The sequence below is a fragment of the Curtobacterium sp. TXMA1 genome, assembly GCF_020162095.1.
Lineage (GTDB): Bacteria > Actinomycetota > Actinomycetes > Actinomycetales > Microbacteriaceae > Curtobacterium.
Window position 1 is genome coordinate 2057190 of the sequence record NZ_CP083910.1, and the last position, 13816, is coordinate 2071005.

At 73.6% G+C, this 13816-nt stretch carries 11 protein-coding genes and 1 pseudogene; 2 read left to right on the top strand and 10 right to left on the bottom strand.

The genetic code is table 11. The features are described 5' to 3' along the window. Positions 1 to 16: 16 nt before the first annotated feature. The 7 genes from LCG91_RS09735 to LCG91_RS09765 all read right to left on the bottom strand — a co-directional run bounded on the left by LCG91_RS09735 (position 17) and on the right by LCG91_RS09765 (position 9155). Complete coding sequence (locus LCG91_RS09735; protein WP_224441256.1) at positions 17 to 3778, bottom strand: chromosome segregation SMC family protein; 3762 nt, start codon at positions 3776 to 3778, stop codon at positions 17 to 19. Positions 3779 to 3810: 32 nt separating this feature from the next. Next, positions 3811 to 4782, bottom strand: coding sequence for a bifunctional DNA-formamidopyrimidine glycosylase/DNA-(apurinic or apyrimidinic site) lyase (gene mutM, locus LCG91_RS09740; RefSeq protein WP_224441257.1), 972 nt, complete (start codon positions 4780 to 4782; stop codon positions 3811 to 3813). Between the two features lie 4 nt (positions 4783 to 4786). Next, positions 4787 to 5512, bottom strand: a complete 726-nt coding sequence (rnc, locus tag LCG91_RS09745; RefSeq protein WP_082687375.1) for a ribonuclease III — start codon at positions 5510 to 5512, stop codon at positions 4787 to 4789. Between the two features lie 13 nt (positions 5513 to 5525). Then, a complete protein-coding gene (gene rpmF / locus LCG91_RS09750; protein ID WP_058728177.1) occupies positions 5526 to 5729 on the bottom strand; it encodes a 50S ribosomal protein L32 in 204 nt (67 codons plus the stop codon). Positions 5730 to 5772: 43 nt separating this feature from the next. Next, positions 5773 to 6354, bottom strand: a complete 582-nt coding sequence (locus LCG91_RS09755) for a YceD family protein (protein ID WP_058748739.1) — start codon at positions 6352 to 6354, stop codon at positions 5773 to 5775. A gap of 87 nt (positions 6355 to 6441) precedes the next feature. Beyond that, entirely contained in the window at positions 6442 to 6936 is a 495-nt protein-coding gene (gene coaD, locus LCG91_RS09760) for a pantetheine-phosphate adenylyltransferase (protein WP_058728175.1), read from the bottom strand. 26 nt (positions 6937 to 6962) lie between these two features. Continuing rightward, positions 6963 to 9155 (bottom strand): ATP-dependent DNA helicase RecG, encoded by a 2193-nt coding sequence (locus LCG91_RS09765; protein ID WP_224443127.1) that lies wholly within the window; start codon positions 9153 to 9155, stop codon positions 6963 to 6965. Between the two features lie 124 nt (positions 9156 to 9279). Here LCG91_RS09765 and LCG91_RS09770 point away from each other — a divergent pair, with 124 nt between their 5' ends. Next, positions 9280 to 9840 (top strand): RsmD family RNA methyltransferase, encoded by a 561-nt coding sequence (locus LCG91_RS09770; RefSeq protein ID WP_058728188.1) that lies wholly within the window; start codon positions 9280 to 9282, stop codon positions 9838 to 9840. Between the two features lie 251 nt (positions 9841 to 10091). On the opposite strand, the pseudogene thiL reads toward LCG91_RS09770, so the two are convergent. Then, positions 10092 to 11077, bottom strand: a pseudogene (thiL, locus tag LCG91_RS09775) (thiamine-phosphate kinase). A gap of 34 nt (positions 11078 to 11111) precedes the next feature. Here thiL and LCG91_RS09780 point away from each other — a divergent pair. Then, a complete protein-coding gene (locus tag LCG91_RS09780; protein WP_224441258.1) occupies positions 11112 to 11597 on the top strand; it encodes a DUF3515 family protein in 486 nt (161 codons plus the stop codon). A gap of 33 nt (positions 11598 to 11630) precedes the next feature. Here the strand turns inward: LCG91_RS09780 and LCG91_RS09785 are convergent, their stop codons facing one another. Together LCG91_RS09785 and LCG91_RS09790 are read right to left on the bottom strand one after the other, a co-directional pair. Then, complete coding sequence (locus tag LCG91_RS09785) at positions 11631 to 12728, bottom strand: D-alanine--D-alanine ligase family protein (protein WP_224441259.1); 1098 nt, start codon at positions 12726 to 12728, stop codon at positions 11631 to 11633. Positions 12729 to 12760: 32 nt separating this feature from the next. Beyond that, positions 12761 to 13774: an NAD(P)H-dependent glycerol-3-phosphate dehydrogenase gene (locus tag LCG91_RS09790; protein ID WP_058728185.1), complete on the bottom strand. Its 1014-nt coding sequence runs from the start codon at positions 13772 to 13774 to the stop codon at positions 12761 to 12763. Positions 13775 to 13816: the final 42 nt, after the last annotated feature.

Sequence of the window (13816 nt, forward strand, 5' to 3'; positions counted from 1 at the left end):
CGCGGGCGCGGGCGCGCTACGCGACCGCGTCGGCGGGCTCGCGCCGCTGCACCCGCTGGCCCACCACGGCGGAGACACCGTCCTGGCGCATCGAGACGCCGTAGAGCGCGTCGGCGATCTCCATCGTGCGCTTCTGGTGCGTGATCACGATGAGCTGCGACGACTCCCGAAGCCGCTCGAACACGGTCAGCAGCCGTCCGAGGTTGGCGTCGTCGAGCGCCGCCTCGACCTCGTCCATGATGTAGAACGGCGACGGCCGAGCGGTGAAGATCGCCACGAGCAACGCCACGGCCGCCAGGGACCGCTCGCCGCCGGACAGCAGCGTCAGCCGGTCGATCTTCTTGCCCGCGGGCTTCACCTGGACGTCGAGCCCGGTCGTGAGCAGGTCGTCCGGGTTCGTCAGGGTGATCGACCCCGTCCCGCCCGGGAACAGGATCGGGAAGATCACGTCGAACGCGGCCTTCGTGTCCTCGAACGCCGCCTCGAAGATCGTCTGCATCTTCGTGTCGAGCTCCTCGATGATGGTGAGGAGGTCGGCGCGGGTCTTCTGCAGGTCGTCGAGCTGCTCGGCGAGGAACGCGTGCCGCTGCTCGAGCGCCTGGAACTCCTCGAGCGCGAGGGGGTTGACCTTGCCGAGCCGGCCGAGGTCCCGCTCCGCCGCCGCGAGCCGCTGCTCCTGCTCGGCGCGGACGTACGGCACCGTCTCGACGTCGGCCGGGTCGACCTCGTCGGTGGCGTCCAGCTCGGGCAGCGCCGGGCCACCGGGCAGGGTCGACTCGGCGTCGACGAGCTCCGGCACGTCGCCGTCAGCGGCGGCGACGTCGGCGTCGGCGACGTCGGCTGCGCTGGCCGGCGCGGCACCGGCGCCGTCCGGTCCCGCGACCGCTGCCTCCCCCGACGCCACAGCCCGGGCCCGCTCGGCCTCGCGGTGCCGCCGGGCGAGCACCCGCGGGTCCACCAGGACGTCGACCGGCACCGGGACGTCGGGCCCGTACTCCGCGACGAGCACTGCCTCGTTCAGCCCGAGGTCGCTCTGCGCCCGGTCGAGCACGCCGGACACGTGCAGCTTCTTCTCGTAGATCTCCATCTCGAGCGAGTGCACCCCGTCGGTGACGGTCTGCAGCCGCTCGCGGAGCTCGCGTTCCTCGTTCCGGACGACCTGCAGCTCGGTGTTGCGCTTCGTGCGCTCGGCCTCCTCCGTCGCGAGCCGCACCCGGGCCTCGGCGAGCGACCGATCGACCGCACCCAGCACGCCCGGCAGGTCCGCGAGGACGCCCTCCGCCACCGCGATCTGCCCGCGGCGGATCACCGCGAGCCGTGCTGCCTCCTCCGCAGCCGCACGCTCGGCCTCGAGCTGCCGCTGCAGCCCCGCCGCACGGTTCCGCTCCGAGCGGGCGCGCTCCCGCACGGTCTCGACCTGGATGCGCTGCTCGATCTCCGCGGCGCGTGCCGCCTCGACGGCGTCCTGCAGCGCCGGACGGCCGGACGCGTCGACCACGGGCCGGGGTCGTCGCTCGAACACCCGCAGGGCCTCCTCGGCCTCCGCCAGCGCACCGTCTGCGGCCTCGACCGCGCCGTCCGTCTCGGCCAGCGCGGCGCGGAGGCGCTCCACCTCGGCCGCGGCGTTGTCGGCGCCGGCGCGCACCGCCGCACTCGAGCGGTCGTACTCGGCGACCGCCGCGGTGTGCGCGCGCAGGGTGCGGTCGGCGTCGTCCGCCACGCGGCGCGCCTCCTCGACGTCCTGACGCGCGGTCTGGAGGCCCGTGGCTGCGTCCGCCGCGTCGTCCGCCACCGCGTCGCGGCGGCCCTGTGCGTCGTCCCGCTCCACGACGAGCTCGATGCGGGACACCGTGCGCGCGCCGCCACCGGTCACCCGGACGGTGCGGACGAGGTCACCCGACCGCGTCACGACCGTGGCGTGCGGGGCGGCGGCGAGCACGGCCTCCAGGTCGACGTCGTCCGTCACCGCGACCAGCGTCGTGCGGAGCACCGCGGTGACCGCGGGCGGCCCCTGCACCACGTCGAGTGCCGGTCGCACGCCCGGCGGCAGCGAGCCGGGGAGCCCCGGCCCGTCGAGCTCGGCGTCCGCAACGACGACGTCGACGCGCCCCAGGTCGGCCTCCCGCGCGTGCGCGACCGTGGCGAGGGCCGTGTCGCGGTCGGCGGCGAGCACCGCGTCCGCCAGCCCGTCGAGCGCGGCCGCGACGGACGCCTCGAAGCCGGCCTCGACGGTCAGGGCGTCGGCGAGCCGACCGAGCACACCGGCACGCCGGGCGTCGATGACGGCCTGCGACCCGTCGCGGACGTCGATCGACATGCCGAGTGCCGCGACCCGGGCCTCGAGGGCGTCCCGTTCGCGTTCGAGGGCGTGCAGCCGGTCGCGCAGGGCGTCACGCGCGCTCTGCGCTGCCTCGAGCCGCTGACGCGCGGCGTCGTGCGCGGCGGCGAGGGCGTCCGCGTCCACACCGTCGGAAGGGTCGTCGCCGATCTCCCGCAGGGCCGCGGTCGCGCGGGCAGCGCGGTCCTCGGCCTCGGCGAGCGAGCGGGTCCGACGGTCACGGTCGGCTGCGACGGCGGTGCGACGCGACCGCTGCGCGTCGACGGCGTTCCGGAGGCGCTGTGCCTCGAGGTCGTGCTGCGAGACGAGGGCGGCCTGCGCGGCGATCTGCTCGTCGAGGGCGTCCAGGTGGGCCCGGGCCTGCTCGACCGCGGCCGCCGCTGCCCCGGAGCCCGCTGCCATCTCCGCCGCGCGGGCCTCGAGCCGTTCGGCCTCGGCGCGGACGCCCTGCACGCGCTCCGGGGTGATCGTCGGTCCCTGCTGCGGCGCATCGGCCTGCTGGGCGAGGAACATCAGCCGCTGGTTCGCCAGGCTCGACAGCCCGCGGAGTCGCTCCTGCACGCTCTCCAACTGGTGCACCACGGTCCGGGCACGGTCGACGGCGTCGCCGACCATGCTCTGCTCGACCTGCTGCTGCCGGACACGGGTCTGGTCGAGCCGCTCCTGCAGCACGATGCGCTCGGACTTCCGACCGGCCTCGACCTCCTGGTGCTCGTGGAGCTCGCGGCGCAGGCGGACCACGTCGTCGGCGAGGATCCGGGCCTTCGCGTCGCGCGCCACCGCGGCGACGGACTGCGCCTTGCGCGCGACCTCGGCCTGTCGACCCAGGGGCTTCAGCTGCCGGCGGATCTCGCCCGCCAGGTCCGAGAGCCGTGTCAGGTTCGTCTGCATGGCGTCGAGCTTGCGGAGGGTCTTCTCCTTGCGGCGCCGGTGCTTGAGGATGCCGGCGGCCTCCTCGATGAAGCCGCGGCGGTCCTCCGGGGTGGCGTGCAGCACCTTGTCGAGCTGGCCCTGGCCGACGATGACGTGCATCTCGCGGCCGAGGCCGGTGTCGCTCAGGAGCTCCTGCACGTCGAGCAGGCGGCAGTTCTCGCCGTTGATGGCGTACTCGCTGCCACCGTTGCGGAACAGCGTGCGGGAGATCGTCACCTCGGAGTACTCGATCGGCAGCAGGCCGTCGGTGTTGTCGATCGTCAGGAGCACCTGCGCGCGACCGAGCGGCCCGCGCGTCGAGGTGCCGGCGAAGATGACGTCCTCCATCTTGCCGCCGCGGAGGGTCTTCGCACCCTGCTCCCCCATCACCCAGGCGAGGGCGTCCACCACGTTCGACTTGCCGGAGCCGTTCGGACCGACGATGCAGGTGACCCCGGGCTCGAACGCGAAGGTCGTCGGTTGCGCGAATGACTTGAACCCCTTGATGGTGAGGCTCTTCAAGTACATGCGGGTCTCCGGGTGCTCGGTTGCGCGTCAGGCTAACGCGTCCGGCGCCGCGGAGCGGGTTGGCACACGGGGCACCGGTGGCTGGACCGGTTCATGAACGCCTCGCGCACGATCGTCGTCCCGCACCGCGGGCAGGGCTTCCCCTGCTGCCCGTACACCGCGAGGCGCTGCGAGAAGTACCCGGACTGCCCGTTCACGTTCACGTACTGCGCGTCGAAGCTCGTGCCGCCGTCCTCGAGCGCACGGGCGAGGACACTGCGCACCTCGGTGAGGAGCCGGTGCAGGTCGGCCCGGGGCAGCCGGTCGGCCGGACGGTCGAAGTGCAGCTCCGCGGCCCAGAGCGACTCGTCGGCGTAGATGTTCCCGATGCCGCTCACGACGCCCTGGTCGAGCAGGACGCGCTTGATGCCGCTCGCGCGCTTCCGGGCCATCGCGACGAACCGGTCGTCGTCGAACGCCGGGTCGAGCGGGTCCCGCGCGATGTGCGACACCTGCGTCGGGATGCTCCGTCGCCACGGGGCGTCCGGCTCGCGGGCGTCGACCGCTCCGGCGGACCCGGCCGGGGCGCCGTCCACCGTCGGCACCATGGCGTCGATCGCCATCGACCCGAAGGTCCGCTGGTCGACGAACTCGAGCTCCACCGGGGGCTCGGCACGGCCGTCGCGGTCCGTCCCCGCCGGCTGCACGTCGATCAGGATGCGTCGGTGCCTCGCGGCCGGGCGGTCGCGACCGAGCAGGACCTGACCGGACATCCCCAGGTGCGTGACGAGCGCCTCGGGGCGGTCGCCCTCGTGCTCGGGGACCAGAGGGAACCACATGAACTTGCCCCGCCGCACGGCAGCGGCGATCGTCCTGCCGGTCAACCGTTCGGCGAAGTCCTCCGCCGGGCCGTCGTGCCGGGTGAGTGCGCGGTCGTCGACGACGTCGACGTGCAGCACGCGGGCGCCGCTGACGGCGGGTTCGAGGCCGGCGCGGACGACCTCGACCTCGGGGAGTTCGGGCACGCGGTCAGGCCGCCCGGCCGGAGAGCCGCGTCCAGGCCTGCAGCGCGGCGGCCATCTCGGCGGTCTTCTTACTCGTGCCGGACCCCGTCGACACGTCCTCGCCCTGGAGCACGACCGTCGCGTGGAAGGTCTTGTCGTGGTCGGGGCCTTCCTCGGTCACCCGGTAGGCGGGGTTGCCGAGGGACAGGCTGGCCGCGAGCTCCTGCAGGCTCGTCTTCGGGTCCATCGCGGCGCCGAAGCGGTCCGGGTCCACGAGCAGCGGCTCGACCAGGCGCAGCACCAGGTCCGTCGCGGCGTCGGGGCCGGCGGACAGGTAGGTCGCACCGATGACGGCCTCGACCGTGTCGGCCAGGATCGACGCCTTGTCGCGACCGCCGGTCTGCTCCTCGCCCTTGCCGAGGCGCAGGTAGGAGCCGAGCCCGATCATGCGGGCGATCTCGGCCAGGGCGACCGTCGAGACGAGACTGGCACGCCGCTTGGCGAGCTCGCCCTCGTCGAGGTCGGGGAAGGACCGGAACAGCTTCACAGTCACGGCCTGGCCGAGGATGGAGTCCCCGAGGAACTCGAGGCGCTCGTTGTGCTTGATGCCCCCGTGCTCGTACGCGTAGGAGCGGTGCGTGAGGGCGAGCTGCAGGAGCTCGGCGTCGATCTCGACGTCGAGGATGCCCTGCAGACGAACGACGTCCGGCCCCACGGGGCGGGACCCCGTGGCGCCGGACGTCGTGGTCATCAGTCGAGTCCGATCAGACGTCGGCGACCTTGCGGCCCTTGTACTCCATGTACAGGGCGGTGCCGGCCGAGTCCTCGACGACCTTCGCGCGGTGCGGGAGGCTGTAGGTGACCTTGCCGTTCTCGATCGTCTTCACGAGCTGGACCGGCGCGGCCTTCCACTGCGAACGACGGGCGTGCGTGTTGGCACGGGACTGCTTGCGCTTGGGAACGGCCATGGTGGTTCTCTTTCGGTTGGTCGGTGGTCGGTGTCGAGGTGCGTCAGGCCGTGCGGCCGTCGCCCTCGGGGCTCTGGTGGGGGGTGCTGTCGTCGGTGCCGACACGCTCTGCGTCGGTACCGGCGCCCTGGAAGCCGCTCAGCGCGGCCCAGCGCGGGTCCAGGACCTCGCGCGGGGAGACCTCGCCGAGGTCGGCCAGCCGCTCACCCGTGACGGGGTCGAGGCCGGGGCAGTCCGGTCGGCAGACCGGCTGGAACGGCAGCGACAGCACCACCGCATCTCGAACGACCGGTTCACAATCCACGTGGTCATCGTGAACGAAGAAGTCGAAATCCTCCGAGACATCGTACGCGAAGAGCTCGGCGAAATCGACCTCGACCGGTTCGCTGATGTCGATGAGGCAGCGCGAGCACTCGCCCGTTGCCTCGGCGGAGGCGTGTCCGGAGACCAGGACGCCCTCGTGCAGGCCCTCGAGCTTCACGTCGAGGTGCAGCGTGGTGCCCTCGCGCACGGCGATGACGCCGGCACCCATCGCGTCCGGCACCTCGACGTCGAGCGAGTGCTCGCGCATCTCGCCCGGCCGGTGCGCGAGGTCGCGCACGCGCAGGGCGAAGGGGCTGTTCACGGGGGAAGACACGATCGACAAGCCTAGCGCGAACTCGTGCGCACGTCGAGGAGGCCCGGAGCGCGGCGTGTCAGCGGTCGCAGCGCGTCAGCGGTCGAGGTGCTGCGCCAGCGCCTCGGCCACGACGCCCGGCACGTACGGCGTGACGTCGCCACCGAGCGTCGCGACCTGGCGGATGAGCGAGCTCGACACGTGCGCCCGCGACGCCTCGGGGAGCAGGAAGACCGTCTCGACGTCGGCCAGGTGGCGGTTCATGATCGCCATGGGCGTCTCGTAGGCGACGTCCTCGCCCGAGCGCACCCCCTTGACGAGCACGCCGGCCCCGACCTGGCGGCAGTAGTCGACGAGCAGCCCGGAGGTCCATTCCCCGACCCGCACCGTGTCCGGGACACCGGTCTCGACGAGGGACTGCTCGATGAGCCGCACCCGGTCGGCGGCGGCGAACATCGCCGGCTGCTTGTCCGGGTTGTGCACGACGAGCACGTGGACCTCGTCGAACAGCCGCGCGGCGCGTCCGATGACGTCGAGGTGCCCCAGGGTCACGGGGTCGAAGGATCCGGGGACGACGGCGATCTGGGCCATGACCGCCACGCTACCGGCCGTCCGGGTCAGTTCTTCCCGAGGAACGCGGCGTCGGACTCGTCGAGCCGCCGCGCCAGGGCCTCGCGCAGGGCGGGGTGGTCCCGCAGCTCGGGGTCGGGCTCGAGCACGCGCTCGGCCTCGCCCCGGGCGTCGACGATCAGGTCCGCGTGCTCGACGACCCGGAGCAGGTTCAGCGAGGACCTGCCGCCGGACTGCCGTTCGCCGAGCACGTCGCCCTCGCGCCGGAGCTCCAGGTCGACGCGGGCGAGCTCGAAGCCGTCGTCGGACGCCGCCACCGCGTCGACGCGTTCGCGTGCGGTGGTCTCGGCCTCGGCGGTGGTGACGAGGAGGCACACGCCGGCGTACTGCCCACGACCGATGCGTCCGCGCAGCTGGTGGAGCTGGGAGACGCCGAAGCGATCGGCGTCGAGCACCGCCATCATCGACGCGTTCGGCACGTCGACGCCGACCTCGATGACGGTCGTCGCCACGAGCACGTCCACGGCGCCGGCCGCGAAGGACGTCATCACGCGGTCCTTCTCGTCCGCGGTCATCCGTCCGTGCAGCACCTCGATCCGTCGGCCCTGCAGGACGGGCATGGCACGCATCCGCTCGGCCGTCGCGAGGACCGTGGCCGGTGCGCGCTTCGGGGTGTCGTCATCCGCGGGTTCGGGGCCGGCGTCGTCCTCGGCGTGTGCGTCGTCGATCGCCGGGCACACCACGAACGCCTGGCGCCCGTCGGCGAGTTCCTCGGCCATCCGGGTCCAGATCCGCCCCTCCCACCCGGGGTGCTCGGCCAGCCCGACGGCGAAGGTCTCGACCCCGGCACGGCCGGACGGCAGCCCGGTGATGGTGGAGACGTCGAGGTCGCCGAACACCGTCATCGCGACCGTGCGCGGGATCGGTGTCGCGGTGAGGACGAGCACGTGCGGCGGGGTCGCGCCCTTGGTCCGCAGGGCCTCGCGCTGCTCGACGCCGAACCGGTGCTGCTCGTCGACGACGACCAGGCCGAGCTCGGCGAAGTCGACCCGGTCGCCGAGGAGCGCGTGCGTCCCGACGACGAGCCGCGAGCTGCCGGACGCCGCGGCGAGCAGGGCCCGGCGGCGTTCGTCGGTCGACTGCGACCCGGTGAGGATGACCGGCCGGAGCTCGGCCGCCAGGTCGGGGCCGAGGAACCTCACGATCGAGCGGAGGTGCTGGGCGGCGAGCACCTCGGTCGGGGCGATGAGGGCCGACTGCCCGCCGGACTCGGCGACCGTGAGCATCGCCCGGATCGCCACCAGCGTCTTGCCGGAGCCGACCTCGCCCTGCACCAGCCGGTGCATCGGCCAGTCCCCCGCCAGGTCGTGCGCGATCTCGGCACCGACGGCCTGCTGGTCGTCGGTCAGGGTGAACGGCAGCGAGGCGTCGAAGCGCTCGAGGATCCCGCCTGCGGCGGCCGTCCGCGGGGTCGCTGCGGTCGCCCGGGCGGCGATGCGTCGCTGCACCAGGGCGGTCTGCAGCACGAACGCCTCGCGGTAGCGCAGCGCGTCTTGCGCCCGCTTGAAGTCGGCGACCTTCTCGGGACGGTGCAGCAACTCGAGCGCGCGGCGGAAGGGCACGAGACCGAGCCGCGTCCGTGCGGGAGCCGGGATCGGGTCCGGCAGGTCGGGCAGGGTGTCGAGGACGACCGCGATCGCCTTCGCGATCTGCCACGAGGTCAGCGACGCCGTCGCCGGGTAGATCGGGATCGGCTGGCGCGACCAGCGGATCGCCTCCTCGTCCTCGGGGTCGGCGGTCGCACGCGGGTCGTCGCGGTCGAACAGCTCGTAGTCCGGGTGGGCCAGCTGCCTGGCACCGCGGTAGTCGCTGACCTTCCCGGCGAAGATCCCGCGGGCCCCCGGGACGAGGTCCTTCGTCCGCCAACCCTGGTTGAAGAACGTCAGCGTGAGCAGGCCCTTGCCGTCGCCGATCTTCGCCTCGAGGATCGAGCCGCGACGCGCCCGCATGGTCCGCTCGCGGACGTCGATGACCTCGGCCACGATCGTCACCGACTCGCCGATCGCGAGCGAGTCGAGCGCCGTCAGTGCCCCGCGCTCCGCGTACCGCCGGGGTGCGTGCTCGAGGAACTCCCCCACGGTGCGGTGTCCGAACGCCTTCTCGATCGCCGTCGCGGTCCGGCCGCCGAGGACACCGCTCAGCTTCGCGTCGAGGGGCGCGGGACCGAGGTCGGGCCGCACCGGCGGTGCCGCGGTGTCGGGGGTGTCGGAGGTGACCACGCGACCACGGTACCGGGCGGGTCCGACGTGCTGCGCGCCTCCCGGCCGACCTGTGGACACCCGCGCACGCCGCTACGGTGGCAGCATGACGCGCATCATCGCCGGCGCCGCCGGGTCCACGACGCTCCGGGTGCCGAAGTCCGGCACGCGGCCGACGAGCGACCGCGTGCGCGAGGCCCTGTTCTCGTCGCTCGGTGCGCGCGGGCTCGTGGAGGGCACCTCGGTCGCGGACCTCTACGCGGGGACCGGCGCGCTCGGGCTCGAGGCGGCGTCGCGCGGCGCCGCGGAGGTCGTGCTCGTCGACCGGGCGTCCGCCGCCGCGCAGGCGTGCCGCGCGAACGCGAAGGCCGTGCAGCAGCGGGTGCCGGGCGTGCGCGTCGACGTGCAGCCGCAGCCGGCGCTCGGGTACCTGCGCAGCACGGTCCGGACGTTCGACCTGGTGTTCATCGACCCGCCCTACGACGTGGCCGAGCAGGAGATCGCCGCCGTGCTCGAGGCGCTCGTGCCGCGGCTCACGCCGGGCGCGGTGGTCGTCGTCGAGCGGAGCAAGCGGTCGCCGGAGCCGACCTGGCCGGCGGGGCTCGAGCCGTTCAGCAAGCGCAGCTACGGCGAGACCGTGGCGTGGGAGGCCGTCACCCCGTCCTGACGCGGGCGCGGCTGGTGCGGGTGGCGGGCGCACCGTTCTCCGACACCACGCGCGTCGATCGACGCGTGCAACGTCGGAACATACACGCGCACCGGATGCGCGCGCATCGTGCGACACCGCGCTCGTCGATCGACGCGTGCGACGTCGCGGACGGCGGACCGGGGACGGCGGACGGCGGACGGCAGGCGACGTCGACGAGCGGACAGCAGGACACCGACCAGCGGCCGGGAGGCTCCGCGCGGCCCCGGCGGTCAGCCCGCGGCGCCGTCCCAGTCGGCGTACGGGTCCCACCCGGTCGTCGGGACCGGCTCGCCACCACGGACCACGTCCGCGTCGCCCCGGGCGACGACCGCACCGAGGCGCCGGAAGCCACCGGGCAGCGCCACCTCCGGCGGGAAGGTCGCGAGCAGGCCGTGGTCCTCGCCGCCGTGCAGCGCGAGGTCGTCGAGCCGGGGCTCCGGGTCGAGGTCGAGCGTCACCCCACTGGCTCGGGCCAGTCGTCCGGCGTCGATCGCCAGGCCGTCGGACAGGTCGAGCATCGCGGTCGCCCCCGCCGTCGCCGCGTGCACGCCGTCAGCGATCGGCGGGACCGGGCGTCGCTGCCGGTCGACGTCCGGGTCCGCGTCCGCGCCACTCGCGACCACCGCCGAGCGCGCGGGCTCCCCGTCGGTGTCGACACCGTCGCGGAACAGCCGGGCGAGTCCCCGGGCGGCGCGGCCGAGATCCCCGAGACCGCGAGGACGTCCCCGACCCGGGCGCCCGAGCGCAGCACCGGCGCTCGTCCGCCCAGGTCGCCGAACGCCGTCACCGAGACCGTGAAGGTGGCCGAGGTCGACAGGTCCCCGCCGACCACGCCGCACCCCGGTGCGAGCGCGTCCACCGCCGCGCGCACCCCGTCGGCGAACGACTCGAGCACCGCGACCGGGGTGTCCTGCGGCGCGGCGAGGGCGATCACGAGCCCGCTCGGCACCGCGCCCATCGCTGCGACGTCGGACAGGTTCGTCGCGGCGGCCTTCCACCCGACGTCCTCCGGGGACGACCACGCCCATCGGAAGTCCGGGCCGTGCACCATCATGTCCGTCGTGACGACGAAACGGCCGTCCGGCGCCGCGACAACGGCGCAGTCGTCGCCCGGGCCGAGTACCGGAGCGCCCGCGGGCAGCCGGCGGACGATGCGGTCGAGGACGGCCAGCTCCCCCACCTGTCCCACGGTCGGTCCGGTCCAGGGGTCGTCCATCTCGTCCACGTCCGCAACGGTAGCCTGGACCGCGATGGACACCGTGCGCCGACCCCTCCGCTGGACCGCGATCGCGGGCGTCGCCGTGGCACTCGCCGCCGGGCTGACCGGGTGCACGAACGCCGTGTCGATGGCCCCCGCACCGTCGGCGGACACCGCTGCGTGCGCCGCCGTGCAGGTCCGGCTGCCCACGACCGTCGGGAACGACCTGTCGTTGCGGAACACGGACGCGCAGTCCACCGCGGCGTGGGGCGACCCGGCCGCGGCGCTCTACCACTGCGGTGTCGCCGTGCCCACGGTCTCCGACCTGCCCTGCTTCAGCAAGGGCGGCGTCGACTGGATCCGCGACGACCGCGGCGCCCAGGTCGTCTACACGACGTTCGGCCGGTCCCCCGCGGTGCAGGTCGTCATCGACTCGACGAAGACCACCGACCAGGTCGTGCAGGACCTGTCCGACGTCGTGTCGACGCTGCCGAAGGACGGGCACCGCTGCCTCGACCCCTCGGACGTGCAGGGCTGACGGCCACGCCCGTGACGCAGGCCGACCCTAGCCTCAGCGGACGGCGACGCGTCCCAGCTCGATGAGCTCCGTGACGAGCTCGCCGTAGGAGACCCCGGACGCCGCCCAGCAGCGCGGGTACATCGACAGCGGGGTGAACCCCGGCATGGTGTTGACCTCGTTCACCACGAAGCCGTCGTCGGTCAGGAAGCAGTCGACGCGCGCCAGACCGGCACCGCCGATCGCCTCGAACGCGCGGGCACCGATCGAGCGGATCGCGGCGGTCTCGTCGTCGGTCAGGGGTGCGGGGCAGAGGAGCGCCTCGTCACCGCCGAGGTACTTCGAAGCGAAGTCGTAGAAGCCGTCCTCGGCGACGACGATCTCGCCGGGCAGGCTCGTGCGCGGGACGCCGTCGCGGCCCTCGAGGACCGCCACCTCGACCTCGCGGCCGACCACGCGCGGCTCGACGATCACCTTCGCGTCGTGCTCGAACGCCAGGTCCATCGCGGCGGCGAGCTGCGTCGGGTCGTCGACCCGAGACACCCCCATGCTCGACCCGGCGCGGGCGGGCTTCACGAAGAGCGGCCAGCCGTGCACGGCGACGGATCCGGCGACCGCGTCGGGGTCGGTCACCCACTCGCGGCGGAGCACCGTCGTCCAGGGCGCCACCCGCAGCCCGGCGTGCTCGAGCACGGCCTTCGCGGTGTGCTTGTCCATCGCCAGCGCGCTCGCCAGGACGCCGTCGCCGACGTACGGCAGGCCGGCGACCTCGAGGAGCCCCTGCACCGTGCCGTCCTCGCCGAACGGGCCGTGCAGGATCGGGAACACCACGTCGACCGCGATCGTCGTGACCGAGCCGTCCGGGTGCGACACGACGAGCTCGTTCGTCGCGGGCGACGTCGGGAACGCCACGCGCGTGCCGTTGTCCGGCACGACCGGGAGTGCCCCGTCGCGGAGCGCCCACTGCGCGGGGTCGTCGGCCTGGAGCGTGAACGCCCCCTCCTTCGTGATGCCGATCGGCACCACCGCGTAGGCCGACCGGTCGACGACGTCCATGATGCCGCCGGCCGTCACGCAGCTGATCTCGTGCTCGCTGGACCGGCCGCCGAACAGCACGGCGACGGTCGTGGGGGCGGGAGCGATCGTGGGCATGGGAGTCCCCTCGGAGGTCGGGAGCGGACCGGTCACTCGCCCTGGGGCTCGTCGGTCTCGGTGAGGTGCGGCGCGATGTTGCGCGGGTCGAGCCTACCGGCGAGGACCTCGGCCACCTGCCCGACGATGGGCATGTCGACGCCGTTCGCCGCCGCCAGCTCGAGGATCGGGGCGACCGACGCCAGACCCTCGGCGGTCTGGTCCATCTGTCGCACGACCTCGTCGAAGCGGTAGCCCTGCCCGAGCAGCCGGCCGGCCGTGTTGTTGCGCGACAGCGGCGACTGGCAGGTCGCGATGAGGTCACCGAGGCCCGCGAGCCCGGACAGGGTCGACGGCTGCGCTCCGAGCGACACCGCGAAGTCGGTCATCTCGGCGAGACCCCGCGTGATGATCGATGCCTTGGTGTTCTCGCCGTAGCCGACGCCGTCGACGATGCCGATCGCCACCGCGATGAGGTTCTTCAGCACGCCGCCGAACTCGGTGCCGATGACGTCGGTGTTCGTGAACGACCGGAAGTACGGGTTCGTGGCGACGGCGGCAACGGCGGTCGCGGTCTCGAGCGACGTCGAGGACACGACCGCGGCGGTCGGCTGGCGACGGGCGATCTCGAGCGCCAGGTTCGGTCCGCTCGCGACGGCGATGCGGTCGCGCTCGATGCCGAGGCCCTGGTGCAGGACCTCGCTCATCCGCAGGCCGGTCGCCTTCTCGACGCCCTTCATCAGGCTGACGACGGGGACGCCCTCGGGCAGCAGCGGCGCGATCGCGGACAGGTTCGAGCGGAGCGACTGGGACGGCACCGACACGTAGACCTGCTCGGCGCCGTCGAGCACCGCGGACAGCGACGTCGACGCGGTCAGTGTGCGCGGCAGGTTGATGCCGGGCAGGTAGTCGGAGTTGCGCTTCGTCTCGGTGATCTCGCGCGCGACCTCGGGTCGACGGGCCCAGACGACCGTGTCGGCACCGCCCTCGGCCAGGACCTTCGCGAAGGTGGTCCCCCAGCTGCCCGCGCCGATGACGGCGACGCGCGGCTTCTCGGTGGACTGCATGACCACGCGGATGGCCGCGGTGTCGACGGCGCCGGGAGCGGC

Coding starts and splice junctions, on each gene's coding strand:
- LCG91_RS09735 (WP_224441256.1), bottom strand. CDS start 3,778: ATGTACTTGAAGAGCCTCACCATCAAGGGGTTCAAGTCATTCGCGCAA.
- LCG91_RS09780 (WP_224441258.1), top strand. CDS start 11,112: ATGGACACCGTGCGCCGACCCCTCCGCTGGACCGCGATCGCGGGCGTC.
- LCG91_RS09790 (WP_058728185.1), bottom strand. CDS start 13,774: ATGCAGTCCACCGAGAAGCCGCGCGTCGCCGTCATCGGCGCGGGCAGC.
- LCG91_RS09770 (WP_058728188.1), top strand. CDS start 9,280: ATGACGCGCATCATCGCCGGCGCCGCCGGGTCCACGACGCTCCGGGTG.
- LCG91_RS09785 (WP_224441259.1), bottom strand. CDS start 12,728: ATGCCCACGATCGCTCCCGCCCCCACGACCGTCGCCGTGCTGTTCGGC.
- rpmF (WP_058728177.1), bottom strand. CDS start 5,729: ATGGCCGTTCCCAAGCGCAAGCAGTCCCGTGCCAACACGCACGCCCGT.
- rnc (WP_082687375.1), bottom strand. CDS start 5,512: ATGACCACGACGTCCGGCGCCACGGGGTCCCGCCCCGTGGGGCCGGAC.
- coaD (WP_058728175.1), bottom strand. CDS start 6,936: ATGGCCCAGATCGCCGTCGTCCCCGGATCCTTCGACCCCGTGACCCTG.